Raw genomic sequence first — 23838 nt, 5'->3', positions numbered from 1 at the left:
CTCAGCGGGTGCCGCGGCGACGCAGTGCGGACGGGCTGAAGTAGGAGTCGTCCGGTACGGCCTGGCTGAAGTCGATGGTGGTCGGCTCTTCGTTGTCCAGGTTCTGTACGTGGTAGCGACGGGCCTGCAGGTCGTGGAAGGTATCCAGAGCGGTCCAGGTGGTGGGCAGCTCGTAGTAGTTCTTCAGGTAGGCCAGCGAGACGCGCCACAGTTCGCCGCGACCGTCGTACTGGTCGACTTCGGCGGCGCCCCAGCTGTCCTCGTCGAGGAACAGTACGCGCTTGGAGTAGATGTGGCGTGCGCCCGGCTTCAGGGTGCCTTCCACGATCCACACGCGGTGCAGTTCGTAGCGGGTGTATTTCGGGTTCAGGTGGTTGGGGGTCAGCAGATCCTTGTACTTAACCTCAGGGCTGGACACCTTGTAGTTGTTGTACGGGATGTACATTTCCTTCTTGCCGATCAGCTTCCAGTCGTAGCGGTCCGGCGAGCCGTTGAACATGTCGGTGTCGTCGGCGGTACGCAGGCCGTCGGCAGCGGCGATCGGCGTGTCGTAGGCCAGGTTCGGCGCACGGCGCACGCGGCGCTGGCCGGCGTTGTAGCCCCAGGCCTGACGCGGTTCCTTGACCTGATCGAGGGTCTCGTGGACCAGTGCGGCACCACCGGCCAGGCGAGCCGGGCTCTTGGTGAACGACAGGTAGTAGAACAGCAGGTTGTTCAGGTCGGCGAAGCTCTTGCCCTGGATGTAGTACTTGAACAGCGCTTCCTGCTGCGAGGTCACCAGCGAGTAGTCGCCGTTGCGCTGCACGGCCACTTCCGAGGCGCGACGCACGACGTAGGTGCCACGATAGCGGGCGATGTGGTTCCACACCGCTTCCACGCCGTTCTGCGGGATCGGGAACGGGATGCCGCCGAAGGCATCGACGAAGCCGTTGCCGCCCTCGGCCAGCTTGGCGCTGGTGGCGTTCTTGAAGGTGTTGTCATACACCCACTGCGGCGCCGAACCACTGCGGCGGCTCGGGTACACCGGCATCTGGAAGGTGTCCGGGTAGGTGGCGAACAGCGCCAGGGTGCCCGGGGTCAGGTTGGCCTTGTACTGGTCAAGGTTGGCCTTGGTGATGGTGTACAGCGGCTTGTCGGCGGCGAACGGGTCGATGTGGTGCTGGCCCGGCTTGTAGCCGGCCGGCGCCTGGGTGATGCCACCGGTCCAGGCCGGGATGGTGCCGGCGGCGTTGCCGGCCTTTTCCGCGCCCAGCGGAGTCAGGTTCGACTGCAGCTTGGCCGCATCCTGCGGGGACACCGCCGCCAGGGCGCTGCCGGCGGACAGGGCCAGGGCCACGGCGGCGCCGACCAGGGTACGCATGTTGCGCATGTTGCTTCTCCGTGAGGTGCGCGCGGCGGGTACTTCTGACGCCCGCCGCACGCTTGTCGTTATCAGAAGGAGTACTTGACGTTGAAGCCGACGTTGTCGCGGTCGCGGCCAGCGTTGTTCTGCCCGGCACCGTAGAACTCGGTGTACTGCAGTTCGGCTTCCAGGGCGTTCAGGTAGGTGGCCTTGACGCCCAGGGTGTAGGCCTTGCGGCCTTCGATGAAGTTGCCGGTCTGGTAGGAGTTGCCTTCGAAGTCGTCCTTGTAGACGGCATAGGGCGAGATGTTCACGCCGGCGAAGACATCGTTCCAGGTACCCGACAGCAGCAGGGTGTAGCCGTAGGCGTTCTTGTTCACCTGATCGTCGCGGTCGTAACCGGAGATGTAGGCGCCGTTGCCGCGGCCGGAGTAGTAGCGGGTGCTGCCATCGTACGCGGTGTACTGCAGGTCGCTGCCGCGCAGGTGTTCGGAGGCGAGTTCCGCCACACCCATCAGCGAGTCGAAGGACAGCGACGGGCCGAAGTTGTAGATGGTGCCCAGCGAGGTATTGAAGGCCTCGACGCGCTCGTAGTTGTGGATCTGGTCGCGAATCGAGACGTCACCGCCACCGATGTTCACGGTCTTGCCACTGGCCAGCGCCGGAGCCTGGACCAGCAGGTCGCCGAGCAGGTCGTTGGTGGTGGCAATGCCGATCGGCAGGTTCGGGCGGTAGGCCAGCTCACCGAACACCGAGGCGTCGCCCACGGTGGTGTTGAAGCTGAAGCCGTACATGCGGATGTTTTCCACATATTCACGGCGGGCGTTGACCTGGTTGGCCACGTCCACGGAGGTCGCGCCGTTCACCAGGCTCAGCACCTGGCCGGCCAGGGCGTTGCCGCTGCCTGCGGCGCTCACCAGCTGGTCGTAGGAGGTGAAGCCACCGACGCCGGCGAGCTGGTCGAGATCCACGCCAGCGTAGTCGCTGTTCAGGTCGGCGTAGATGGTCGGTTCTTTGGAGTGGTAGTTGACGAAGTAGAAGCCGAACTCGGTGGAGTTCAGCTCTTCAGCCACGTAGTGGAACGCCACCCCGAACTGGCCATCGTTCTTGGCGTTGATGTCCTTGCCGACATTGGCGACCTTGAACACACCGTTGGAATCCAGGTACTGAGTGCCCTGCAGGCCGCCCACATGACCTGCAGAGAGCTGCGGGTAAAGGCTCTGGAACAGCGGGTTGGAGAGCGCGCCAACGGTGGTGTAGGCGGTGTTGCCGCCATCGGCGAACAGGTCGGTCTCGGAGAAGAAGGTGCCAACCGGGTCGATGCGCGTCTCTTTCCAGTTCCACTGGTAGAAGGTGTCCATCGACAGGTTGTCGGTCAGGCCGATGTTGAAGCTCACAGCCTCCACCGGCATCAGCACTTCCTTCAGCTCGGAGCCTGGCAGGCGGAACTTGGCGGCGTCCACCGGGTTGGTGGTGTTGACGCCACCGCGGTAGAAGATGCCCTCGCCCCAGTTGAACACCTGGCGGCCCAGGCGTGCGGTCAGCGGGTGATCGGCGACGTCCCAGTTGCCGTAGACGTAGGCATCGAGAATCTCGGCGCGGTTACCAGAGGCATCGCGGGTTTCGCTGGTGAAGCGGTCGCTGTTGGGGTACGTCTGGCTCGGCTGCGCCGGATGGTTGTTGTCGTAGTAGTCGTTGCGCTTGTCCATGATCTGGGTGTCATAGAAAGCCGAGCCACGTACGAACAGACCGTAGTTCTTGTAGGTCGCTTCCAGGTCGGAAGTGATCTTGTACACCTCGGAAACCAGACCAGTATCGAAGTTGCGGTTGCCGTCGTTGCCGTTGATGTCGTTGTTGGTCTTGTCCTGGCCCTGCACGCGCCACAGGGCGCCGTAGGACACGGTGCTGTCCAGCGAGCCGGTGACTTCGTTATCGAGGAAGCTGAATTCGACGGCAGTCGCCTGGGCGGACATCAGCAGCGGCAGGATGCCTGCCAGGGCGAAGCCCGCACGAGCAGGCGCATAACGCAAGACGGGCTTGCGAACTGGGATTTCCATTAGGACTCACTCCATGGACTGATCATTCTTTGGCGGTGCCGCCACTGCGTGCGGTTCACCGTTTTCAGCCGTTATTCCACGGCCTTGTTGTCGTCGATCTGAAGGAAACTCCCCCAAGGTGCTCGACACGCCTCCCGCCCCATCGGACGGGCAAAGGCTAAGCGGGGTCCGTCGGTGCAACCCCAGTGCCAAGAGCACGAATAACTGGATTCTGCTTACAAAAAATAAAGAATCAGCGCGCTACTTTTTGTGACTGGTCATTCACTGATCAAACCAGGTGGCCGATTGCGCCATTTACCACACCCCATGGCGCAATCCGCCCCTGAAGGCGCGACGCAGACACATCGGCACTTTTCGCTCAATAGCGCAAAGCGATAAGCAAGACGCCAGTCAATTTCGATAGGTAACAAAAAGGTGTTACCAACAAAAGTTGGTAACACCTTTTCGAAAGTGCCATGCGCCCCTGGAACGGGGCGCGGAGGGTGTGTTACGCGAGGCTCTTGCTGACCACCTCGTAGACATCGCTGGACAGCTCGCCGGACGCCAGAATGCGCTCCAGTTCGGCCTTCATCAGCGCCTGGCGCTCAGGCGCATACTTGCGCCAGCGGGTCAGCGGCGTCAGCAGGCGCGAGGCGATCTGCGGGTTGAGCGCGTTGAGGGTGATGATCTGGTCGGCGAGGAAGCGGTAGCCGGCGCCATCCGCGCGGTGGAAGTTGACCGCATTCTGGTTGGCAAAGGCGCCGATCAGCGCGCGGATCTTGTTCGGGTTCTTCAGGGTGAAGGCCGAATGCTTCATCAGCTCCTGCACACGCTCCAGCCCACCCGGGAGGGTGCAGCCGGCCTGAACGCTGAACCACTGGTCCATCACCAGCGGGTCGTCCTTGAAATAGTCGGCGAACATCGCCAGCGCCTCGGCCTTCTCCTTCTCGAAGGAAGAGTTGACCAGCACGGCGAGCGCGGTCAGGCGCTCGGTCATGTTGTCGCAATCCTTGTACTGCTCCTGGCAGGCAGCGAGCACTTCGGCCTTGCCGCTCTGAATGAGGTAGGACAGCGCGATGTTCTGCAGGCTGCGACGGGCAATGTGCGAGGCCTCGGCAACGTAGGCAGTCTCGCGGGATTGCGTGCGGTTGGCCTGGTAACGCTCCCACAGCTGTTCATGCAGCGCCGCGCCGATCTGCTGGCGGGCGAACTCACGGGCCGCGTGGATCGCCTCGACGTCAGCCACGTCGCTGATCTCGGTGAGGTAGGCCTCGCTGGGCAGCGAGAGCATCTCGGCGACCATGGCCTGATCCAGGCCGGTGTCCAGCAGCAAGGTACGGAAGGCGGTGACCAGACGCTGGTCGAGCACCAGCTTCTCGCCACGCTGGTGCTGGCCGATCAATTCCTGCAGGACCTGCACGGCCAGCTGCTGGCCGGCTTCCCAGCGATTGAAGCCGTCCTCATCAAACTGCATGAGGAACATCAACTGGTCGCGGTCGTAGGGGAAGCTCAGCTTCACCGGCGCGGAGAAACCACGCAGCAGCGACGGCAGCGGCTTCTCGGCGAGACCGACGAAGGTGAAGGACTGCTCGGCTTCGGTCACCTGCAGCACACGGTCGCTACCGTGGGCGTGCTCTTCGCCCTTGAGGCGCAGCGACAGGGCGTTGCCCAGCTTGTCGATCAGGCCCATCTGCACCGGGATGACGAAGGGCAGCTTCTCGCTCTGCCCCGGCGTCGCCGGGCAGCTCTGGCGGAAGGTCAGGGTGTAGCTCTGCGCGGCGGCGTCGTAGCTCTCCTCCACCGCCAGGCGCGGAGTACCGGACTGGCTGTACCAGCGCTTGAACTGGGTGAGGTCGACGCCGTTGGCGTCTTCCATGGCCTTGATGAAATCGTCGCAGGTCACGGCCTGGCCGTCATGGCGCTCGAAGTACAGGTCGGTGCCCTTGCGGAAGCCGTCGGCGCCCAGCAGGGTGTGGATCATGCGCACCACTTCCGAACCCTTCTCGTAGACGGTCAGGGTGTAGAAGTTGGAAATCTCGATGAAGGAATCCGGGCGCACCGGGTGCGCCATGGGGCCGGCGTCCTCGGCGAACTGGTTGGTGCGCAGGAAGGCCACGTCCTCGACACGCTTGACGGTGCGCGAGTTCATGTCGGCGGAGAACTCACTGTCGCGGAACACGGTGAAGCCTTCCTTGAGCGACAGCTGGAACCAGTCGCGGCAGGTCACGCGGTTGCCCGACCAGTTGTGGAAGTACTCGTGGGCGACCACGCCCTCGACGCGCTGGTGTGCGGCGTCGGTGGCGGTCTCGGCCTTGGCCAGCACGCAGCTGGAGTTGAAGATGTTGAGGCCCTTGTTCTCCATGGCGCCCATGTTGAAGTCGTTGACCGCGACGATCATGAAGATGTCCAGGTCGTACTCGCGGCCATAGACCTTCTCGTCCCAGCGCATCGAGTTCTTCAGGCTGTCCATGGCGTGCTGGACCTTGTCGATGTTCTCCGGCTCGACATAGATGCGCAGGGTGACTTCGCGCTCGCTCATGGTGGTGAACTGGTCTTCCACGCACCACAGGTCGCCGGCAACCAGGGCAAACAGGTAGGCCGGCTTCTTGAACGGGTCCTGCCAGGTCGCCCAGTGGCGGCCGCCCTCTTCCGCGCCGCTGGCCACCGGGTTGCCATTGGAGAGAAGCACCGGGTACTTGTGCTGCTCGGCGGAGAGCGTGGTGGTGAAGCTGCTCATCACGTCCGGGCGGTCGAGGTAGTAGGTGATCTTGCGGAAGCCCTCGGCCTCGCACTGGGTGCAGAACATCTTGCCGGACTTGTACAGGCCTTCCAGCGCGGTGTTGCTTTCCGGGTGGATGCGCACGGTGCTGTCGACGGTGAAGTTCATCGCCGTCGGCTGCAGGGTCAGGTGGTTCTCGTCCAGCTGGTACTGGCCGGCCTCGAGAGCCTGGTCATCCAGCGCCACCGACAGCAGCTCCAGCTGCTGGCCGTCGAGCACCAGCGGCGGCAGGCCGTCGCCCGGAGCGCCGGCCGCACGATCAGGGTTGCGGCGCATCACCAGCTGGGCGTGGACCAGGGTGTGGTCCTCGTACAGCTCGAAGGTCAGGTTGGTCTCGTCGATCAGGTACTCGGGAGCCTGATAATCCTTGAGGTAGATGACTTTCGGTTGCTCGGTACGCATGGCTTTTGGCCCCTTGGCAGGCGGCCGGCGCGATAGGCCGGCCGGAGGAATCTGGTACTGACTCTAGCGAGCTAGAACGAAGCGGGCGAGTCGCGCACGCATCTATCCCTAGATGCGTGCCACGAGCCGGAAATTCAATGCAGTGTCGATCAGGCGCTGATGGCCAGCTGGTACGCGGTGAATTTGCGCACGTTGATCACGCCGGTATCGAAGATCAGGTACTGGCCCTTGATACCCTGCAGGGTACCTTCTACCACGGGCGTCTTGTCCAGATCGAAGCTGGTGATCTTGGCCAGATAGGCCTCCACCGGATAGCGGATCTCGATGGGCTCCAAATCGATCACCGGCTGGATCGCCTGCAGGCCGAAGCGCTGCTGCAGGGCGACGATACCCTCGGCGCAGGCGTCGAAGATCTGCTCGCGGATAGCCACCAGGTCCAGCGGTTCGGCCTCGCCCTTGAGCAGCGCACGCCAGTTGGTGCGGTCAGTAACCTGGCTGCGCAGCAGGTCCTCGACGAAGCCGGACTGCTGACGGGTCGCCACACGCATGATCGGCAGCGCCTGGCGCGCACCCTGGTCGATCCAGCGGGTCGGCACCTGGGTGGCGCGGGTGATGCCCACCTTCGCCCCCGAGGAGTTGGCCAGGTACACCACGTGGTCGGTCATGCAGAAGCGCTCGCCCCACTCCGGCTCGCGGCAGGAGCCATCTTCGTAGTGGCACTTCTCCGGGCTCATGATGCAGCTGTCGCACTGCGCCAGCTTCGTGAAGCACGGGTAGCAGTAGCCCTGGGCGAAGCTCTTCTTGGTCTTGCGCCCGCAATGGCAGCAATTGATCTCGCCCAGATACTCCAGGCGCACCGTCTTGCCGATCAGCGGGTTGACCGGGACCTGTGCATCGCCCAGGCGGAAGGCGTACTGCACGGGGCTTTCCAGGCGCGCCGACATCTTGTCCAGGGCGCCGCGTCCAATCTCTTGCATCAGTGCAGCGAGTTGGAAGAGAAGATCATGTTCGGGATCGGCTCGGCGTGGGACGCGCATTCCTGCGGCCCCATGTAGCCGGTACGCTGGTCCTCGGGCAGGTTGTCCATCTCCCAGGCGATCATGGCCTGCAGCGACAGCTCCTTCTGCTCCTGGGACAGCTTGCGGCCGTCGGGCCATTTGCCGATTTCCACGGCCAGCTTGAGGCTCTCGTAGATTTCCGGGGTGATGTTCTGGATCATTTCGGCGAAGGACGACATTGGCCGGCTCCTGCAGGGGAAAAACGAAGCGGGCATTCTACCGGGCCGAACGCCCGGGCGCACGAACGCTGGTCAATTAGGGCGATAGCTGTTCGTAGGATGGGTGGAGCCTAAGCGATACCTATGCTGTTGGTGCACTGATCGATGGGTATCGCTGCGCTCCACGCCATCCTACGGCGCAGGCGCATGTCGCCGTGCCAGCAGCCCTCCAATCAGGCCGCTCAGGCAACCGGCCAGCAGCCCGCCTACATGAGCGCCGTTGGCAATGGAGCCGAAGCCGAGCAGGTCGATCACACCCGACAGGCACACCAGCAGCCAGATCAGCATCATCGCCACCACGCCCTTGGGCAGGTTGTAGGCCGGCGTCGGCGCCATGCGCTGGAAGATCCAGCAGTGGCCGAGCAGGCCGTAAAGCACGCCGGACAAGCCGCCGAACAGGCTCGGGCCGCTGACGCCGTACTGCACGACGTTGGAGATGAGGCCGAAGCCCAGGCTCAGCCCCAGCAGCAACCAGGGCCCCTGGCGGTACTCGATACGCCGGCCCAGCTCCCAGTACCACATGGCGTTCATCGCTAGGTGCAGCCAGCCGAAGTGGATCAGCATGGGGGTGAACAGGCGCCACCACTGCCCCTGCGCCAGCGAATCGGACAGCGGGTAGAACAGCGCGCGATCCTCGCCGACCATCTGGAAGTTCTGGAAGGTGAACCAGCGCAGCGTCTCCGGGGAAGTACCGAGCAAGGTCACGGCGGCCACCACGAAGGTCACCAGCAGCACCGCCGCGGTCATGCGGCTCATCTTCAGTTGCTGGACGAACCCTGGCCCGCGGCGCTCGGCCTGCGCCTGCACGGTGAACTCCGGGTCGCCCTGCGGATAGCGCTCGTACAGGCTGCGAACCTGCTCGGCCAATTGCGCGTTGGGCACCCAGAGCACCTGTTCGCCGGACTCCTCACTGACCCGGAACGGCACATTCAGCCGGCGCAACAGGCCGACGAACGCCCCCAGATCGACCGCCGAAGGCAGCCGCATCGCTTCGATAGCGCTCACTCTTCGCCCTCCGGACGCTTCACATCCACCCACACGAACTTGTTGCGGTCCAGCCGCGTTTCCTCGTCCAGCCGATAGGCCGCGAGCTTGCCGTACATCACCGCGCTGTAGTCCAGGCAGGCGAGGTTCGGGCGGATCGGCGCCGGCGTGCCACGCCGCCAGTAGTGGCCGACGAACAGCAGTGGCTCATCCGCACCGTAGGTCAGCAGGCGCGACTTCTGCTCTTCGCTCAGACGTTCGCTGGCCACTTCGTCGGGCAGCGCGTCGGGCTGGAACACGATGTCGCCATAGGTTTCCGGCGCACGGTCTTCTTCCCAGAACTTGGTGCGGAAAAAGGCGCGGGTAAAACCATCGCTGCCGGTCAGGGTCAGGCCGTTGGGCAGGCGCATGTCCGTGCCGCGCAGCAGGCGGTCGCAGGCCTGCTGGGCGAAACTGCCCGGTTCGGCGGTGGCCATCAGGAAGGCCTCGTCGATGCGCCCGTCCGGGAACTGCTGGCGCAGGGCGTCGATCACGCCATGGTCCCAGCAGGCGTGGACCATGCGGAAACGCCCGGCATCAAGGAACAACGGCATCTCCTGGAACCAGCCGAGGAAGTCGCGCCAGTCCGCCGGGTGGCCTTCGAACTGCTCCAGCGTCTCGCGGATCAGCCGAGCGTGGCGCGGCGTGTGCTCGCGCACATACTGGCGGCCACTGCCCGGCGCGGCTGGCATGGACCAGCCGAGGGCGTTGAACTCATGGTTGCCCATGATGCACAACGCTTCGCCGCCGGCGACCATGTCGTGCACCCGGTGCAGCGCCTCGCGGATACGCGGACCACGGTCGATGATGTCGCCGAGGAACAGCGCCTGGCGCCGCGCATGTCGCCACACGCCGCCCTGCAGACGGTAGCCGAGGCGCTCCAGCAGGTGGTCGAGGGTATGCGCGCAGCCGTGGATATCGCCAATCAGGTCGTAGCCGCGTGCGGGGTCGAGTTCCATCACTCGCTGCTCCCGAGGCGGCTGCCCCAGCCCAGCTTGGTCCGGCAGACTTCGTAATAGTTGTGGTCGATGGGATGGATCAGGCGCAGCTTCTGCGGCTTCTTGCTCACCGTGACGGTGTCGCCCGGCGCGCAGGTGAAGTGGTTCTGGCCGTCGCAGGAGACCTGCGGGTAGATCTGCATGTTCGGCGAGACGACGATCTTCAGCTCACTGTTGCCGTCGACCACGATGGGCCGGCTGGAGAGCATGTGCGGGTACATCGGCACGACCACGATGGCATCCAGCTTGGGATGCATGATCGGCCCGCCGGCGGACAGCGCGTATGCAGTGGAGCCGGTCGGGGTGGCGACGATCAGACCGTCGGCCTTCTGGCTGCAGACGAACTGGCCGTCGATGTACAGCTCGAACTCGATCATCCGCGTGGACTTGCCAGGGTGCAGCACTACGTCATTCAGCGCATCGCCCTGACCGATGGATTCGCCATGCCGGCGCACCAGGGCATCGAGCAGGAAACGGCTCTCGACGATGTACTGACCGCCAAGCACCTCGGCGACTTTCGTCTCCAGCTCGTCGGGGCGGATATCGGTGAGGAAGCCCAGGCTGCCACGGTTGATCCCCAGTACCGGCACCTTGTGCCGCGCCAGGGCGCGTGCAGCGCCGAGCATGCTGCCATCGCCACCGACGACGATCACCAGATCGCAGATCTCGCCCATGATCTTTCGTGAGCAGGTCTGCAGGCCATGGCCCGGCAGGACCTCGGCAATGGTGTCCTCGAGGATCACATGCAGGTGGCGCTCGGTGAGGAATTTCTTCAGCCGACGGATGGTTTCCAGGACCTGGTTGCTACCCAGGCGGCCGATAATGCCGATATTGCGAAAGGGTTCCATGGGACTCCGGACGGCGTTGCGCTACTCGAATGGCGGAATTATGGGCGAAACCCGGAAGCAGCGGCAAACGCCAGCGTGGCCGCTGCGCCGGCATACCGGCTAGGCTTCAGGCATGACCGACTTCACCGCCCTGCTCGACGAGCTGCTCATCGACCTGCGCCAGCCGCAGGTCCGCGATCTCGCCTGGACGCTGCTCTCCCCGCCGTTGCTGCAGCCCGGCAGTCCCGCGCTGCGCCACCCGCTGGCTGCCAGCCGCTGGTATTCGCGGCCCGCGCTGCTGGCGGACTGGCTGCGCAGCCAGGAACAGGCGCCCGGCGAATTGCTCGCGCAGCTCGAATCCGCGCCGCACCAGCGCCTGGGCCGCTACTACGAACGCCTCTGGCAATATGCCCTGGAACACGCACCGGACCTGCGCCTGCTGGCCGCCAACCTGCCGGTGCGCGATAACGGCCAGACGCTCGGTGAGCTGGACCTGCTGCTGCAAGACGACGACGGCCTGCATCACCTGGAACTGGCGATCAAGCTCTACCTCGGCCCCAGCGACGACGGCCCCGACTCCTGGCTCGGGCCGGGCGCCGAGGACCATCTGCTGCGCAAGATCGAGCACTTCTACCAGCATCAGCTGCCGCTCTCCTCCACCGCCGAGGGGCTGGCCGTGGTACGCGAATACAGCGACGCGGCGCCATCACCCGGCCTGTGGCTCGGCGGTTACCTGTTCTACTCCTGGCCGACGCCCTGCCCGCCCCCCGCGGGGGCCAGCGACAACCACCAGCGCGGCCGCTGGCTGCACCGGCGTGCCTGGCCGGCCTACCACGCACAGCACCCGCAGGGTTGGCAGGCGCTGTCGCGCAAGGGCTGGCTATCTCCGGCCGCCGAAGATGAATGCTGGAGCACAGAGCGCTTCAGCACCTGGCTGGCCGAGCTACCGGAAGACGGTTTCCCGCAGATGCTGGTACGCCTGGAGCAACGGCACGGTCGCTGGCGCGAGCAGGAACGCCTGTTCCTGGTGGGCGACCGCTGGCCGCGGGTGCACAGCGGTTATTCGCGCTGAGCAGCCAGCGCTATCAATTCCTCCTCCAGCGCTCGCCGCCCCTGCAGACCGCCACTGTGGATCGCGACGATGCGAGCGCCGCGCTCGATGCGCCCTTCTGCGACCTCATCGCGCAACGCCAGCAACAGCTTGCCGGTGTACAGCGGTTCCAGCGGTACGCCGCACTCGGCCTCGGTCGCCAGAATGAAGCGCGCCAGCGTCGGGTCGATCCGCGCAAAACCACCACGACTGGCGTCGACCAGACGGTAGTCGGCATCGGGCACACCGCCTGCCCTCAACAGCTCAGGCACCTGCGTTTCGACGCCATGCCCCGGCGGCACCGCCAGGGCACCGACCACGCAATGCTTGCCCTGCTCGCCGAGCACCAGGCCGGCCAGGGTCGTGCCGGTGCCGCAGGCCACCCAGAGCTGCTGATAGTCGTCCCAGCCGAGGGCATCGAGCTGCTGGCGAACCTGCGCGACCAGGGGCGCACAGCCCTGCGCACCGGCGAAGCCGCCACCGCCCTCGGCCACCGCCAGCAAATGTGGGTAGCGCTCGCGCCAGGGTGTCCAGAAATCGGCCTGGTGGCGCCGGCGATAGCCGCCGTAGCCGAGCCAGTGGAGCTGCATGCCGAGATGGCGCAGATCAGCCACCGTGGGATTGTCCTGCTCTTCTCCGCGCAGCAATCCGACGGTCTCGAAGCCAAAGCGCGCGCCAGCCGCTGCCACTGCATGCAGGTGGTTGGAATGGGCGCCACCCAGGGTCATCACGCCACTCAGGCCGAGATCGGCCGCCTGCTGGAGGTAAGGCGCGAGCTTGAACCATTTGTTGCCGGAGACCCGCTCATCGACGAGGTCCAGTCGCAACAACGCCAGCTCGACGCCAGCGCGGTCGAGCCAATCCAGGCGGATACGTTGCAGAGGGGCTTCAGGGCGCCAGCCGGGGAACCGCAAGGCGCCCCGTTCAGCCGCTGGTGACGCTGCGTAGCCGGCCGGCAGTCTTGTGTCGGGAGCAGCAATTGCTGTCGCCTTCGACGAAGCGGCCGGGAGTTTCCACGCGATCGATGGGCATGGCGCAACGCTCGCCGTTGGACAGCCGTCCCTCACAGGCGGGTTGCTGGTAATGGGCGAGCCAGCTGCGGTACTGGTCTTCGGCGACGAAGCACTTGGCGGCGGCGTAAGCCATGGGGTTTTCCTGGTAACGGGCGACATCCTGCAGCGACAGGGTCAAATGACCGGCGCCGGGATGGTACACCACGAAGATCACCCCCATGCCCGCCAGGCGCTCCAGCACCGAACCATCCGCCGCCTTGGCCGACAGGGTGTCGAGCTCCAGGCGCAGGCCTTCGGCGCCCTGCTGCAGTTGTGCGGCTATCTGGCGCAGCTGCTCGGTTTCCTCGCGCAGTTGCTCGGCCTCCTGGCGCAGTTGCTGGTTCTCCTGCTGCAACTGCTGGTCCAGCTCATTGCGGTAGCCCAGCTCGACGTCGCGGACAGAAATCTGCTCCTTGTAGCGAGCCTCCAGACTGGCCATGCGAGTGCGTGACTCTTCCTCGATCTGCTGGCGCAGCTGTTCCAGCTCGTCGCGGCCGCTCTGTTCGATATGCCGCAACTGCGCCGTCAATTCCTCGCGACCGCGCTGGAAGCCATTGGCCTGGCCGTCCAGTTCACGGCGCAAGCCGGCGTTGATTTCTTCCTCACGCTTGAGGCCTTCACGCACGGCAGCCAGTTCGGCCTGCAGTACCCTGACCTGCTCCTGTGCGCCGAGCTTCAGGCGGCTGAGCTCCTGCTCATGCTGCTGGCTGATCTGCGACAGGCGAGCCTCATGCTGGCCGAGCAGTTCGGCGGTCTTCTGCTGGTGTTCCTCGAGCATCGCACGGGCCAGCTTCTCGGCCTCCTCGCGAGATTCCTCGGTCGGTGCGTACCACTGATGCTCGTCGGCCATCTGCAGGCGCGCCAGCTCCACGGCGGCAGGCTCTTCCTCCACCAGCACACCGAGATTGTTGCGCTTGACCGCCTCGCGCAGTTGCACCAGATGGTTCTGAGCGGCATCCAGGCTCGGGTCCCACAGGTGCATCTGATGCCAGGACACCGGGCACTGGCTGCGGCAGGCCAGGCGAATGGGGCCGGCGCCCATGTCCGGGCCGCGTCCGGCGCGGTCGGCGAGATTGCGCAGCGGCAGATTCCAGCCGCGGTCGGCTTCGCCCTTCTCGTCGAAGTCGAGATAGAAGAACACCACGGCCTTGACCAGCAGGCGCGGGTTGATCAGCACATAGGCAAGTTGCATCTGCTGATCGGCGTATTCCGACATCTGCACGACGTTGTCGAGCAGTGCCTCGAATTCGGGGTAGAGCATTTCCCTGCAGACGCCACGGTCATTGAAGAAGACCACGGCTTCCACCATTTGAGGCTTCTTCTGCATGCTCATCGATTGACCTCTGGGCTGGTGCGGGAGGAAGTCTGAAAAAAGGGTCTGTCAGAAATGCAGCACCCAGACAGCGGGAAAATCCCGACATCCGAGCAAGTCTAGGGGAATTAATGTCGCAGGCAATGTGACTGGGTTGGCACCCGACCCGGCGGTCAGGCCGGGCGGTTAACTGGCTGGATAATTCTGTGACGCGGTTGGATTTTCGGGGCGATATCCGGGCCCGGAAGGGAACTTTTCCGGGCCCGGTTTTGCGACTCAAGTCTCAGCCGACTGAGCGTTCTGCAGGATCAGAGCTCGGCAGCGAGGCGCGAGCCCTGGTTGATGGCGCGCTTGGCATCCAGCTCGGCAGCCACGTCGGCACCGCCGATCAGGTGCACGTTCTGGCCGGCAGCGACCAACCCCTCATGCAGCTCGCGCAGCGGATCCTGGCCGGCACAGACGACCACGGTGTCCACCGGCAGCACCTGCGGTTCGCCGCCGGCGATGCTGATGTGCAGGCCGTCGTTGTCGACCTTGAGGTACTCGACACTGTTGAGCATCTGCACCTGCTTGTTCTTCAGCCCGGTGCGATGGATCCAGCCAGTGGTCTTGCCCAGACCGTCGCCGACCTTGGACTTCTTGCGCTGCAGCAGGAACACCTGGCGCGCCGCCGCGTGCGGGTGCGCCTGGATGCCGGCGATGCCGCCACGGGCTTCAAGGTTCTCGTCGATGCCCCACTCCTGCCAGAAGGCATGGCGGTCCAGGCTGGTGGATTGACCGGCATGGGTGATGTATTCGGAGACGTCGAAACCGATGCCGCCAGCGCCGATCACGGCGGCAGTCTTGCCGACCGGTTTGCGTTCGAGGATGGCATCCAGGTAGCTGATCACCTTGGCGTTGTCGATGCCCGGGATCGCCGGGGTGCGCGGCACGATGCCGGTGGCCAGGATGATCTCGTCGAAGCCGCCCTTGACCAGGTCATCGACGCTGACGCGGGTATTCAGGCGCAGGTCGACCCCGGTGGTTTCCACCTTGCGCTTGAAGTAGCGCAGGGTCTCGTAGAACTCTTCCTTGCCGGGTACGCGCTTGGCGACGTTGAACTGCCCGCCGATCTCGCCGGCGGCGTCGAACAGGGTCACCTCATGGCCACGCTCGGCCGCCACGGTGGCAGCAGACAGGCCCGCCGGACCGGCGCCGACCACGGCGATCTTCTTCACGTGGGTGGTCGGGATGTAGTTCAGCTCGGTCTCGTGGCAGGCACGCGGGTTGACCAGGCAACTGGTGAGCTTGCCACCGAAGGTGTGATCCAGGCAGGCCTGGTTGCAGCCGATGCAGGTGTTGATCTCGTCGGCACGGCCTTCGGCGGCCTTGTTGACGAAGTCCGGGTCGGCGAGGAACGGACGGGCCATGGAGACCATGTCGGCGTCGCCCTCGGCCAGCACCTGTTCGGCCACTTCCGGGGTGTTGATGCGGTTGGTGGTGATCAGCGGGATTCCGATCTCGCCGCGCAGCTTGGCGGTGACCTTGGTGAAGGCCGCGCGCGGCACCTTGGTGGCGATGGTCGGGATACGCGCTTCGTGCCAGCCGATACCGGTGTTGATGATGGTCGCGCCGGCCTGCTCGATGGCCTTGGCCAGCAGGACGATCTCGTCCCAGGTGCTGCCACCTTCCACCAGGTCGAGCATCGACAGGCGATAGATGATGATGAAGTTCGGGCCTACGGCCTCACGCACGCGGCGGACGATTTCCACCGGCAGGCGCATGCGGTTCTCGTAGCTGCCACCCCAACGGTCGGTACGGTGGTTGGTGTGGGCGGCGAGGAACTGGTTGATGAAGTAGCCTTCCGACCCCATGATCTCGACGCCGTCGTAGCCGGCCACCTGGGCCAGGCTCGAGCAATTGACGAAGTCTGCGATCTGCTTCTCGATGCCCTCTTCATCCAGCTCGCGCGGTTTGAACGGGTTGATCGGCGCCTGGATGGCGCTGGGCGCGACGGATTTCGGGCTGTAGGCGTAGCGGCCGGCATGGAGGATCTGCATGCAGATCTTGCCGCCCGCCTCGTGCACCGCCTGGGTGACGATCTTGTGCTTCTCGGCTTCTTCCGGGGTGCTCAGCTTGGCCGCGCCGGAATACACACCGCCTTCCTCGTTCGGGCCGATGCCGCCAGTGACCATCAGGCCAACGCCACCGCGGGCGCGCTCGGCGAAGTAGGCCGCCATGCGCTCGAAGCCCTGCGGCTTCTCTTCCAGGCCGGTGTGCATGGAGCCCATCAGGGTGCGGTTGCGCAGGGTGGTGAAGCCCAGGTCCAGCGGTGCGAGCAGGTGCGGGTAAGTGGCGGTCATGTTTCCTCCGGCATTCACGATGATGCCGCCCCCTCAGCCCGCGGCCGTGGAACGGCAAGGCATGGGGAGCGGTCGGTATGGGGCAGACTCTAAGGAGCGCACCCTCGCCGCTCAATGATCGAAAATGACAAGTTACTGACCAAAGATGACACGCCGTCTTGGCAACACCCGGCCCAACCCCTACCCTGTGGTGCATCCCATGAGTACCTGTCCTTTATGCGCAAGCTGATCTTCCTCGTCCTGGTGATCCTCTTCGCCGGCTATGCCGGCTGGGCCGAGCGTCGCCCGGTGGGCCACTACCTGTCCGACCTGCGCAGCCAGGTCTCGCTCAACCAGGGCCAACCGTCCGAGCGCGGCAACCTGCTGGGCGTGCAGCCCGAGCTCTATACCCAGGACTACCAGAGCGTCGAGCGCCTGCGCCTGAAATTCCGCGCCTACCTGGCCAAGGCCCGCGACGAAGGGCTGATCAATCCGCGCACCGTGGTGGTCTTCCCCGAGCACATCGGCACCTGGCTGGTGGCCGCGGGCGAGAAGCCCGAGGTCTACCAGACCGAGCACATCGCCGAGGCCATGGAATGGATGGCCGCCAGCAACCCGCTGAAACTGGCACGCGGCTGGCTCGGCGCCAAGGGCGAGGACCGCATGGCCGACGCCCTGTTCCGCATGAAGGCAGTGGACATGGCCCACGACTACCAGACGCTGTTCGGCGGGCTGGCCAGGGAATTCGGCGTGACCATCGTCGCCGGCTCCATCGTGCTGCCCAACCCGCGCATCGTCGAAGGGCAGATCCGCACAGGCAACGGTCGCCTCTACAACGTTACTCAGGTCTTTGGCAGCGACGGCCTGCCGCTGGGCAAGCCGCAGCGCAAGCTGTTCCCCATCGACGACGAGAAAGGCTTCACCCGTGGCGGCGACCCGGATGACCTGCAGGTCCTGCAGACCCCGGCCGGACGCCTGGGCGTGCTGGTCTGCGCCGACAGCTGGTACCCGGTGAGCTACCAGGCTCTGGCCGCGAACAAGCCCGACATCATCGCAGTCCCGGCCTTCCTTACCGGCAACGGCAACTGGAACAAGCCGTGGAAAGGCTATAACGGCGGCGCGACGCCGGACGACGTGCGCATCAAGCCGGGCGAACTCACCGAAGGCGAAGCCTGGGAGCGCCTGGCCCTGGCCGGCCGCCTGGGTGAAAGCGGCGCCCATGCCGGCATCACCGTATTCATGCGTGGCCACCTATGGGACCTGGGCAGCGACGGCCGCAGCCTGGTGGTCAGCGGCGGCAGCCACACCCTGGCGCCCGAAGGCCCCGGCGCGCGCCTGATCAACCTCTGGCTATGAACCGCCCAACCATGCGCCTCGGCGACCTGTCAGTGGGTTTTGTCCACAGCCTCGCCGATGCGCTGGAAGAAAGCGGCGTCGCCGCGCACCCCCTGCTTCAACAATACGGGCTGGACGCCGCACGCCTGGGCGAACCCGGCGCGCGTCTCTCCATTCCTCGCTACATGCGCCTGGGCCATGCGGCCATCCAGCAGAGCGGCGACCCCGCCCTGGGACTGCGCATGGGCCAGTTGAGCCGACCGAGCCAGAGTGGCCTGGCCGGCGTGACCGCCGCGCAGGCACCGAACCTGCGCGCCGCCGCTCGTGCACTGATCCGCTTCGAGCCGCTGTACGCACAGAACTACCGCGGGCAGAGCAGCTTCATCGAGGACGCCAGTGGCGCCTGGCTGCGCTTCTACTCCATCAGCCCGTACAACGCCTACAACCGCTTTGTCGTGGACTCTGTGCTGGCTGGCTGGGTCAGCATGCTCGGCAGCATCGGCGCACAGCCGCTGCGCCCGGAGAAGATCGAGATCGAATACCCGGCGCCGGCCTGGGCATCACGCTTCGAGGAGATGCTCGGCTGCCCGGTGGAATTCGGTGCCGAGCACAACCAGTTGCGCCTGGACCAGTCGGCCCTGGCGCGCGGCAATCCGGACCACTGTCCGAGCACCTGGCGGCAATTGCTGGATATCTGCGAGAAGGAGCTGGAGCAACTGACCCGCACACGCAGCCTGCGCGAGCGTGTCGCCCAGTTGCTGGGCCCGATGCTCAACGGACGCGAGCCGGACCTAGAGGAAGTCGCCGCCCGCCTCAAGCTGCCAACCTGGACACTGCGCCGCAAGCTGGCGGAGGAAGGCACGCAGTTCCGCAGCATCCTCAACGACACGCGCCGCGACCTGGCGATGATCTACATCCGCGACACCGACCTGGCCTTCGGCGAGATCGCCTATCTGCTCGGTTTCGCCTCCGCCGAGGCGTTCCAGCGCGCCTTCAAGCGCTGGAGCGGGCAGACGCCCGGGGAATTCCGCCGCGCCCAGCGCCACAGCGCCTGATCACATCTCCGTGGCGTCGTCGGCCGGCTCCGGCAGATCCTGTTCCACGGCGTGCAGTTCGAGCAGCTCTTCCTGATAGTCGTCCATTGGCTTTCTCCTGACCGTTCGATCCGGTTTTAGCAAAGACCATGGGAAAAAAGCTAGACGCTGAAAGTGAACGACCTGTGACAGCGTCTTACAGAACAGCACCAGGAATTTTCGGACGGAAACGAAAAAGCCCCCAGGTATCGCTACCTGAGGGCTTTCGAATATGGCGCAGCGGACGGGACTCGAACCCGCGACCCCCGGCGTGACAGGCCGGTATTCTAACCGACTGAACTACCGCTGCGTGTCGGTTGGACTTTCGTCCGGTACAGCAACCTCCTTGCGCCTGGAGTGAATCACTCGACAAGCTGGTTCGGGGTAGGAACCAAGGAGGGGGAAATGGCGCAGCGGACGGGACTCGAACCCGCGACCCCCGGCGTGACAGGCCGGTATTCTAACCGACTGAACTACCGCTGCGCGTAACTGCGAGAGTGGTGGGTGATGACGGGATCGAACCGCCGACCCTCTGCTTGTAAGGCAGATGCTCTCCCGGCTGAGCTAATCACCCTTCGTCTCGAAGTGGGGCGCATTCTACAGCCGGCGAATCCTAAGTCAATGCCCTGATTGAAATTTTTTTCATTTCCCGCAAAAAAAGTTCGGTGTGCGGTCAGCGACCTCGGTGCAGCTCGCGAACAGCCCACCCCCGGAGTCGGAGAGCCACAAAAGAAAAAGGGCGACCCGCGGGCCGCCCTCCTCTTCCACGCTCGACTCTCAGTCGAGGTAGATCATCTTGCGCGTCATGCCGCCATCGATCACCAGCTCCTGGCCGGTGACGAAGCCGGCGCCGTCGCCGATCAGCCAGGATACCGCTGCTGCGACGTCCTCCACCGTACCAACGCGACCGACCAGGTGCTGGTCATGATCCAGCTCGGTCAGCGGCTCGGCCTCGCGCTCGCGCAGGTCACGGGCATCAATCCAGCCGGGAGAAATCGCGTTGACGCGGATATCCGGCCCCAGGCTGCCGGCCAGGGCATGGGTCAGCGACAGCAGGCCGCCCTTGCTCGCTGCGTAAGCTTCGGAGTTCGGCTCGGACTGGTGCGCACGGGTCGAAGCAATGTTGACGATTGCACCGCTGTGCGCACGCAGGTACGGCGCACAGTGCTTGGCCAGCAACATCGGCCCGGTGAGGTTCACCGCCAGGGTGCGGTTCCACTCGTTCAGGCCGAGGCTCTCCAGGGCGGTGTTGTGCGGCCTGGCGATGGCCGCATTGCTCACCAACGCGTCCAGGCGGCCGAACTGACCGATCAGCTCGGCAACGGCCGCGGCAACCTGCCCCTCATTGGCCACATCCAGCGCGATGAAGCTGGCACGCTCGCCCAGCGCCGCAGCCACCTTCGGGCCACGCTCGCGGTCGATGTCCGCCAGCACCACCTGCCAGCCCTCGGCGACCAGCCAGGCGCTGATGCCCAGACCAATGCCGTGCGCCGCCCCGGTTACCAGGACGACGCGGCCGTTGCCAAGGATGTCCGCCATGCTCACAGCGCAGCCAAGCCTCGCGCCAGGTCGGCCTTGATGTCGTCGACATCCTCCAGGCCTACGGCGACGCGGATCAGGTTGTCACGGATACCGGCGTTCTCGCGCTCGGCCGGCGACAGGCGACCGTGGGAGGTCGTGGCCGGGTGAGCGGTGGTGGTCTTGGTGTCACCCAGGTTGGTGGTGATGGAAATCATCCGGGTGGCATCGATGCAGCGCCACGCCGCGTCCTTGCCGCCCTTAACCTCGAAGCTCACCACCGCACCGAAGCCCTTCTGCTGACGCTTGGCCAGTTCGTGCTGCGGATGACTGGGCAGCCCGGAATAATAGACGCGCTCGACGCCCGGCTGTTGCTCCAGCCATTCAGCGACTTGCTGGGCGGAGGCACTGTGGGCCTGCATGCGCACGCGCAGGGTTTCCAGGCCCTTGATGAAGATCCAGGCGTTGAACGGGCTGAGGGTCGGGCCGGCGGTGCGCAGGAAGCCGACGACGGGCTCCATCTGCGCGCGGCGACCCGCCACCACGCCGCCCATGGTGCGACCCTGGCCGTCGATGTACTTGGTCGCCGAATGGATCACCACATCCGCACCCAACTTCAGCGGCTGCTGCAATGCCGGGGTGCAGAAGCAGTTGTCCACGGCGAGCAGCGCGCCCTTGGCATGGGCGATCTCGGCCAGCGCGGCGATATCCACCAGCTCGGCCAAGGGGTTGGACGGCGATTCGACGAAGAACAGCTTGGTGTTCGGCTTGCACGCCGTCTCCCAGGCTTTCAGGTCGCTCAGCGGCGGATAGTCCACCTCGATACCGAAACGCTTGAAATACTTCTCGAACAGGCTGATGGTCGAGCCGAACACGCTGCGCGAGACCAGCACGTGGTCACCAGCGCTGCACAGACTCATCACCAGGGACAGGATGGCCGACATGCCGGTGGAGGTGGCCACCGCCTGCTCGGCGCCTTCCAGCGCAGCGATGCGCTCCTCGAAGGTGCGCACCGTGGGGTTGGTGTAGCGCGAATAGACGTTGCCCGGCACTTCACCGGCGAAACGTGCAGCCGCGTCGGCGGCGCTACGGAACACGTAGCTGGAAGTGGTGAACAGGCCTTCGCCGTGCTCGCCTTCCGGGGTGCGGCGCTGGCCGGCGCGCACCGCCAGGGTGTCGAAACCGACGCCCTCGAGGTCGCTGTCCAGCCGGCCGGCTTCCCAATCCTGAGCCATGCCCTGCTCTCCCTATTCGTTTCTAGATCAGTCGTTATACAGATCGATGATGGCGCTGACGGCGGCGACCTTGGTCTTGGTCGCATCGTTGCGCGCCTGCTCGATCTTGTTCAGATAGGCCTCGTCGACGTCGCCGGTAACGTACTCACCATTGAACACGGCACAGTCGAAGTGCTCGATCTTGATCTTGCCGCCCTCGGTGGATTCGATCAGGTCCTGCAGGTCCTGATACACCAGCCAATCGGCGCCGATCAGCTCGCCGACTTCCTCGGTGCTGCGGTTGTGCGCGATCAGCTCGTGGGCGCTCGGCATGTCGATGCCGTAGACGTTGGGGTAGCGTACGGCGGGAGCGGCGGAGCAGAAGTAGACGTTCTTCGCGCCGGCCTCGCGGGCCATCTGGATGATCTGCTTGCAGGTGGTGCCGCGCACGATGGAGTCGTCCACCAGCATCACGTTCTTGCCGCGGAATTCCAGCTCGATGGCGTTGAGCTTCTGGCGCACCGATTTCTTGCGCGCGGCCTGGCCGGGCATGATGAAGGTACGGCCGATGTAGCGGTTCTTCACGAAGCCTTCGCGGAACTTCACGCCCAGGCGGTTGGCCAGTTCCAGCGCGGCGGTGCGGCTGGTGTCCGGGATCGGGATGACCACGTCGATGTCGTGATCCGGACGCTCGCGGAGGATCTTGTCGGCCAGCTTCTCGCCCATGCGCAGGCGGGCCTTGTAGACCGAGATGCCATCGATGATGGAGTCCGGACGCGCCAGGTAGACGTGCTCGAAGATGCACGGCGAGTACTGCGGGTTGGCCGCGCACTGGCGGGTATAGAGCTTGCCTTCCTCGGTGATGTACACCGCTTCGCCCGGCGCGAGATCGCGAATCAGGGTGAAGCCGAGGACGTCCAGCGCCACGCTTTCCGAGGCAATCATGTATTCCACGCCGTTCTCGGTGTGACGCTGGCCGAAGACGATCGGGCGGATCGCATGGGGATCGCGGAAACCGACGATACCGTGACCGGTGATCATCGCCACCACGGCATAGCCGCCGACACAACGGGCATGCACGCCGGCAACGGCGGCGAACACGTCTTCCTCGGTGGGCTGCAGCTTGTTGCGCACCGCCAGCTCATGGGCGAACACGTTGAGCAGCACTTCCGAGTCGGAGTTGGTGTTCACGTGGCGCAGGTCGGATTCGTAGATTTCCTTGGCCAGTTGCTCGACGTTGGTCAGGTTGCCGTTGTGCGCCAGGGTGATGCCATACGGCGAGTTGACGTAGAACGGCTGGGCCTCGGCGGAACTGGAGCTGCCCGCAGTGGGGTAGCGCACGTGGCCGATGCCGATCTTGCCGACCAGGCGCTGCATGTGACGCTGCTGAAAGACGTCACGGACCAGGCCGTTGTCCTTGCGCAGGTACAGACGGTCGTCCTGACAGGTGACGATCCCCGCAGCGTCCTGGCCACGATGCTGGAGAACGGTGAGGGCGTCATACAGCGCCTGATTGACGTTCGACTTGCCCACGATACCGACGATGCCACACATGCGACGCAACCCCTAGTTGGTGTTCAGGCTAAAACAAATCCTTATTCGGCAGTATCCACCGGACCTGCCGTAGCGGCGACGGCTTCCCGTCGCCTCTGCCTGCCCGTCACTGGGCCGGCAGCAGAGACCCCACTCCAGATGGCGGAGTGATGGTAACGCCGGACATCCACTGCCCGGCAAACGTCAGAATGAAGTTCTTCGACCAATCGGCGACCATCAGGAAATGCGGCATCAGCACCGATTGCTGCCACCACGGGTCCTGTTGCACCGGCGCAAGGCTGAGCAGGCCGACCAGCAGCACCACCAGCAGCACCCCGCGGGCGCCACCGAAGACCATGCCGAGCACACGGTCGGTGCCGGACATGCCGGTCACCCGGACCAGCTCGCTGATGAGGAAATTGACGAGTGCGCCGAGCAGCAGCGTGACGACGAAAAGCAGAGCGCAAGCAGCGATGACGCGCCCCGAGGGCAGCTGAATATAGGGTGCGAGATGCTCGGCCAGCGCGCCGCCGAACATCCAGGCGACCGCACCGGCTACGATCCAGGTGACCAGCGACAGGGCTTCCTTGACGAAACCACGGCTCAAGCTGATCAGGCTGGAAATGACGATGATGCCGATCATCGTCCAATCGACCCAGGTAAATGCCACGTTGCGGCCCAGAAACGGAAAGGCCCCGCATTTTAGC

Annotated in this window: 18 protein-coding genes and 3 tRNA genes; 3 read left to right on the top strand and 18 right to left on the bottom strand. The window is 64.9% G+C overall.

What is annotated here, in order from left to right; all coding sequences use genetic code 11:
• Position 1 precedes the first annotated feature (1 nt).
• From N5C91_RS25700 to N5C91_RS25665, 8 genes are all read right to left on the bottom strand, one after another.
• Positions 2–1369, bottom strand: a complete 1368-nt coding sequence (locus N5C91_RS25700; protein WP_236170957.1) for a DUF1329 domain-containing protein — start codon at positions 1367–1369, stop codon at positions 2–4.
• Between the two features lie 62 nt (positions 1370–1431).
• Positions 1432–3399 (bottom strand): DUF1302 domain-containing protein, encoded by a 1968-nt coding sequence (locus tag N5C91_RS25695; RefSeq protein ID WP_236198570.1) that lies wholly within the window; start codon positions 3397–3399, stop codon positions 1432–1434.
• Positions 3400–3886: 487 nt separating this feature from the next.
• Entirely contained in the window at positions 3887–6559 is a 2673-nt protein-coding gene (gene pepN / locus N5C91_RS25690; RefSeq protein WP_279832911.1) for an aminopeptidase N, read from the bottom strand.
• A 149-nt stretch (positions 6560–6708) separates the two neighbouring features.
• The gene (locus tag N5C91_RS25685; RefSeq protein WP_279832908.1) at positions 6709–7536 is read right to left on the bottom strand and encodes a DUF2797 domain-containing protein; all 828 of its coding nucleotides are present in this window, start codon (positions 7534–7536) and stop codon (positions 6709–6711) included.
• Positions 7536–7796, bottom strand: coding sequence for a DUF1315 family protein (locus N5C91_RS25680; RefSeq protein WP_024765109.1), 261 nt, complete (start codon positions 7794–7796; stop codon positions 7536–7538). Before N5C91_RS25680 ends, N5C91_RS25685 begins: the two co-directional genes overlap by 1 nt.
• 171 nt (positions 7797–7967) lie before the next feature.
• Positions 7968–8840 carry a rhomboid family intramembrane serine protease gene (locus N5C91_RS25675; RefSeq protein WP_279832903.1) on the bottom strand — a complete coding sequence of 291 codons (873 nt, stop codon included), beginning with the start codon at positions 8838–8840 and terminating at the stop codon, positions 7968–7970.
• The gene (locus N5C91_RS25670) at positions 8837–9817 is read right to left on the bottom strand and encodes a metallophosphoesterase (RefSeq protein ID WP_279832901.1); all 981 of its coding nucleotides are present in this window, start codon (positions 9815–9817) and stop codon (positions 8837–8839) included. The genes N5C91_RS25675 and N5C91_RS25670 overlap by 4 nt, the downstream gene beginning before the upstream one ends.
• Entirely contained in the window at positions 9817–10704 is an 888-nt protein-coding gene (locus N5C91_RS25665) for an NAD(+) kinase (RefSeq protein ID WP_236170963.1), read from the bottom strand. The genes N5C91_RS25670 and N5C91_RS25665 overlap by 1 nt, the downstream gene beginning before the upstream one ends.
• A gap of 112 nt (positions 10705–10816) precedes the next feature.
• Here N5C91_RS25665 and N5C91_RS25660 point away from each other — a divergent pair, with 112 nt between their 5' ends.
• The gene (locus tag N5C91_RS25660) at positions 10817–11755 is read left to right on the top strand and encodes a DUF1853 family protein (protein ID WP_236198565.1); all 939 of its coding nucleotides are present in this window, start codon (positions 10817–10819) and stop codon (positions 11753–11755) included.
• Here N5C91_RS25660 and N5C91_RS25655 read toward each other — a convergent pair.
• The 3 genes from N5C91_RS25655 to N5C91_RS25645 all read right to left on the bottom strand — a co-directional run bounded on the left by N5C91_RS25655 (position 11743) and on the right by N5C91_RS25645 (position 16479).
• Positions 11743–12687 (bottom strand): pyridoxal-phosphate dependent enzyme, encoded by a 945-nt coding sequence (locus tag N5C91_RS25655; RefSeq protein ID WP_279832900.1) that lies wholly within the window; start codon positions 12685–12687, stop codon positions 11743–11745. The two genes, N5C91_RS25660 and N5C91_RS25655, sit on opposite strands and share 13 nt — an antisense overlap.
• A 10-nt stretch (positions 12688–12697) precedes the next feature.
• Positions 12698–14158: a chromosome partitioning protein ParA gene (locus N5C91_RS25650; RefSeq protein WP_279832899.1), complete on the bottom strand. Its 1461-nt coding sequence runs from the start codon at positions 14156–14158 to the stop codon at positions 12698–12700.
• A 287-nt stretch (positions 14159–14445) separates the two neighbouring features.
• Positions 14446–16479 carry an NADPH-dependent 2,4-dienoyl-CoA reductase gene (locus tag N5C91_RS25645; protein ID WP_279832898.1) on the bottom strand — a complete coding sequence of 678 codons (2034 nt, stop codon included), beginning with the start codon at positions 16477–16479 and terminating at the stop codon, positions 14446–14448.
• A gap of 216 nt (positions 16480–16695) precedes the next feature.
• On the opposite strand from N5C91_RS25645, the gene N5C91_RS25640 reads away from it, so the two are divergent.
• Positions 16696–17814 carry a carbon-nitrogen hydrolase family protein gene (locus N5C91_RS25640; RefSeq protein ID WP_236198563.1) on the top strand — a complete coding sequence of 373 codons (1119 nt, stop codon included), beginning with the start codon at positions 16696–16698 and terminating at the stop codon, positions 17812–17814.
• On the top strand, positions 17811–18848 hold the full coding sequence (locus N5C91_RS25635; RefSeq protein ID WP_236198562.1) for an AraC family transcriptional regulator: 1038 nt from the start codon (positions 17811–17813) through the stop codon (positions 18846–18848). Before N5C91_RS25640 ends, N5C91_RS25635 begins: the two co-directional genes overlap by 4 nt.
• Before the next feature lie 251 nt (positions 18849–19099).
• Here the strand turns inward: N5C91_RS25635 and N5C91_RS25630 are convergent.
• The 7 genes from N5C91_RS25630 to N5C91_RS25600 form a co-directional block, all read right to left on the bottom strand.
• A tRNA-Asp gene (locus N5C91_RS25630) sits at positions 19100–19176 on the bottom strand.
• Positions 19177–19272: 96 nt separating this feature from the next.
• Positions 19273–19349: transfer RNA gene (locus N5C91_RS25625), tRNA-Asp, on the bottom strand.
• Positions 19350–19364: 15 nt separating this feature from the next.
• A tRNA-Val gene (locus N5C91_RS25620) sits at positions 19365–19440 on the bottom strand.
• Positions 19441–19643: 203 nt separating this feature from the next.
• Entirely contained in the window at positions 19644–20411 is a 768-nt protein-coding gene (locus tag N5C91_RS25615) for an SDR family oxidoreductase (RefSeq protein ID WP_236198560.1), read from the bottom strand.
• Positions 20408–21619, bottom strand: coding sequence for an O-succinylhomoserine sulfhydrylase (locus N5C91_RS25610; RefSeq protein WP_279832896.1), 1212 nt, complete (start codon positions 21617–21619; stop codon positions 20408–20410). Before N5C91_RS25610 ends, N5C91_RS25615 begins: the two co-directional genes overlap by 4 nt.
• Positions 21620–21646: 27 nt before the next feature.
• The gene (gene purF / locus N5C91_RS25605) at positions 21647–23152 is read right to left on the bottom strand and encodes an amidophosphoribosyltransferase (RefSeq protein WP_236170971.1); all 1506 of its coding nucleotides are present in this window, start codon (positions 23150–23152) and stop codon (positions 21647–21649) included.
• A 106-nt stretch (positions 23153–23258) separates the two neighbouring features.
• A complete protein-coding gene (locus N5C91_RS25600) occupies positions 23259–23801 on the bottom strand; it encodes a CvpA family protein (RefSeq protein ID WP_138525869.1) in 543 nt (180 codons plus the stop codon).
• Positions 23802–23838 lie beyond the last annotated feature (37 nt).

The organism is Pseudomonas sp. GD03903, assembly GCF_029840045.1.
Taxonomy (GTDB): domain Bacteria; phylum Pseudomonadota; class Gammaproteobacteria; order Pseudomonadales; family Pseudomonadaceae; genus Pseudomonas; species Pseudomonas pseudonitroreducens.
Note: the sequence above shows the minus strand (reverse complement) of the source record. Positions and strands in the feature narration are given on the sequence as shown.

Coding starts and splice junctions, on each gene's coding strand:
- N5C91_RS25650 (WP_279832899.1), bottom strand. CDS start 14,158: ATGAGCATGCAGAAGAAGCCTCAAATGGTGGAAGCCGTGGTCTTCTTC.
- N5C91_RS25640 (WP_236198563.1), top strand. CDS start 16,696: ATGCGCAAGCTGATCTTCCTCGTCCTGGTGATCCTCTTCGCCGGCTAT.
- N5C91_RS25680 (WP_024765109.1), bottom strand. CDS start 7,796: ATGTCGTCCTTCGCCGAAATGATCCAGAACATCACCCCGGAAATCTAC.
- N5C91_RS25610 (WP_279832896.1), bottom strand. CDS start 21,619: ATGGCTCAGGATTGGGAAGCCGGCCGGCTGGACAGCGACCTCGAGGGC.
- N5C91_RS25645 (WP_279832898.1), bottom strand. CDS start 16,479: ATGACCGCCACTTACCCGCACCTGCTCGCACCGCTGGACCTGGGCTTC.
- N5C91_RS25695 (WP_236198570.1), bottom strand. CDS start 3,399: ATGGAAATCCCAGTTCGCAAGCCCGTCTTGCGTTATGCGCCTGCTCGT.
- N5C91_RS25700 (WP_236170957.1), bottom strand. CDS start 1,369: ATGCGCAACATGCGTACCCTGGTCGGCGCCGCCGTGGCCCTGGCCCTG.
- N5C91_RS25685 (WP_279832908.1), bottom strand. CDS start 7,536: ATGCAAGAGATTGGACGCGGCGCCCTGGACAAGATGTCGGCGCGCCTG.
- purF (WP_236170971.1), bottom strand. CDS start 23,152: ATGTGTGGCATCGTCGGTATCGTGGGCAAGTCGAACGTCAATCAGGCG.
- N5C91_RS25670 (WP_279832901.1), bottom strand. CDS start 9,817: ATGGAACTCGACCCCGCACGCGGCTACGACCTGATTGGCGATATCCAC.
- pepN (WP_279832911.1), bottom strand. CDS start 6,559: ATGCGTACCGAGCAACCGAAAGTCATCTACCTCAAGGATTATCAGGCT.
- N5C91_RS25660 (WP_236198565.1), top strand. CDS start 10,817: ATGACCGACTTCACCGCCCTGCTCGACGAGCTGCTCATCGACCTGCGC.
- N5C91_RS25635 (WP_236198562.1), top strand. CDS start 17,811: ATGAACCGCCCAACCATGCGCCTCGGCGACCTGTCAGTGGGTTTTGTC.
- N5C91_RS25665 (WP_236170963.1), bottom strand. CDS start 10,704: ATGGAACCCTTTCGCAATATCGGCATTATCGGCCGCCTGGGTAGCAAC.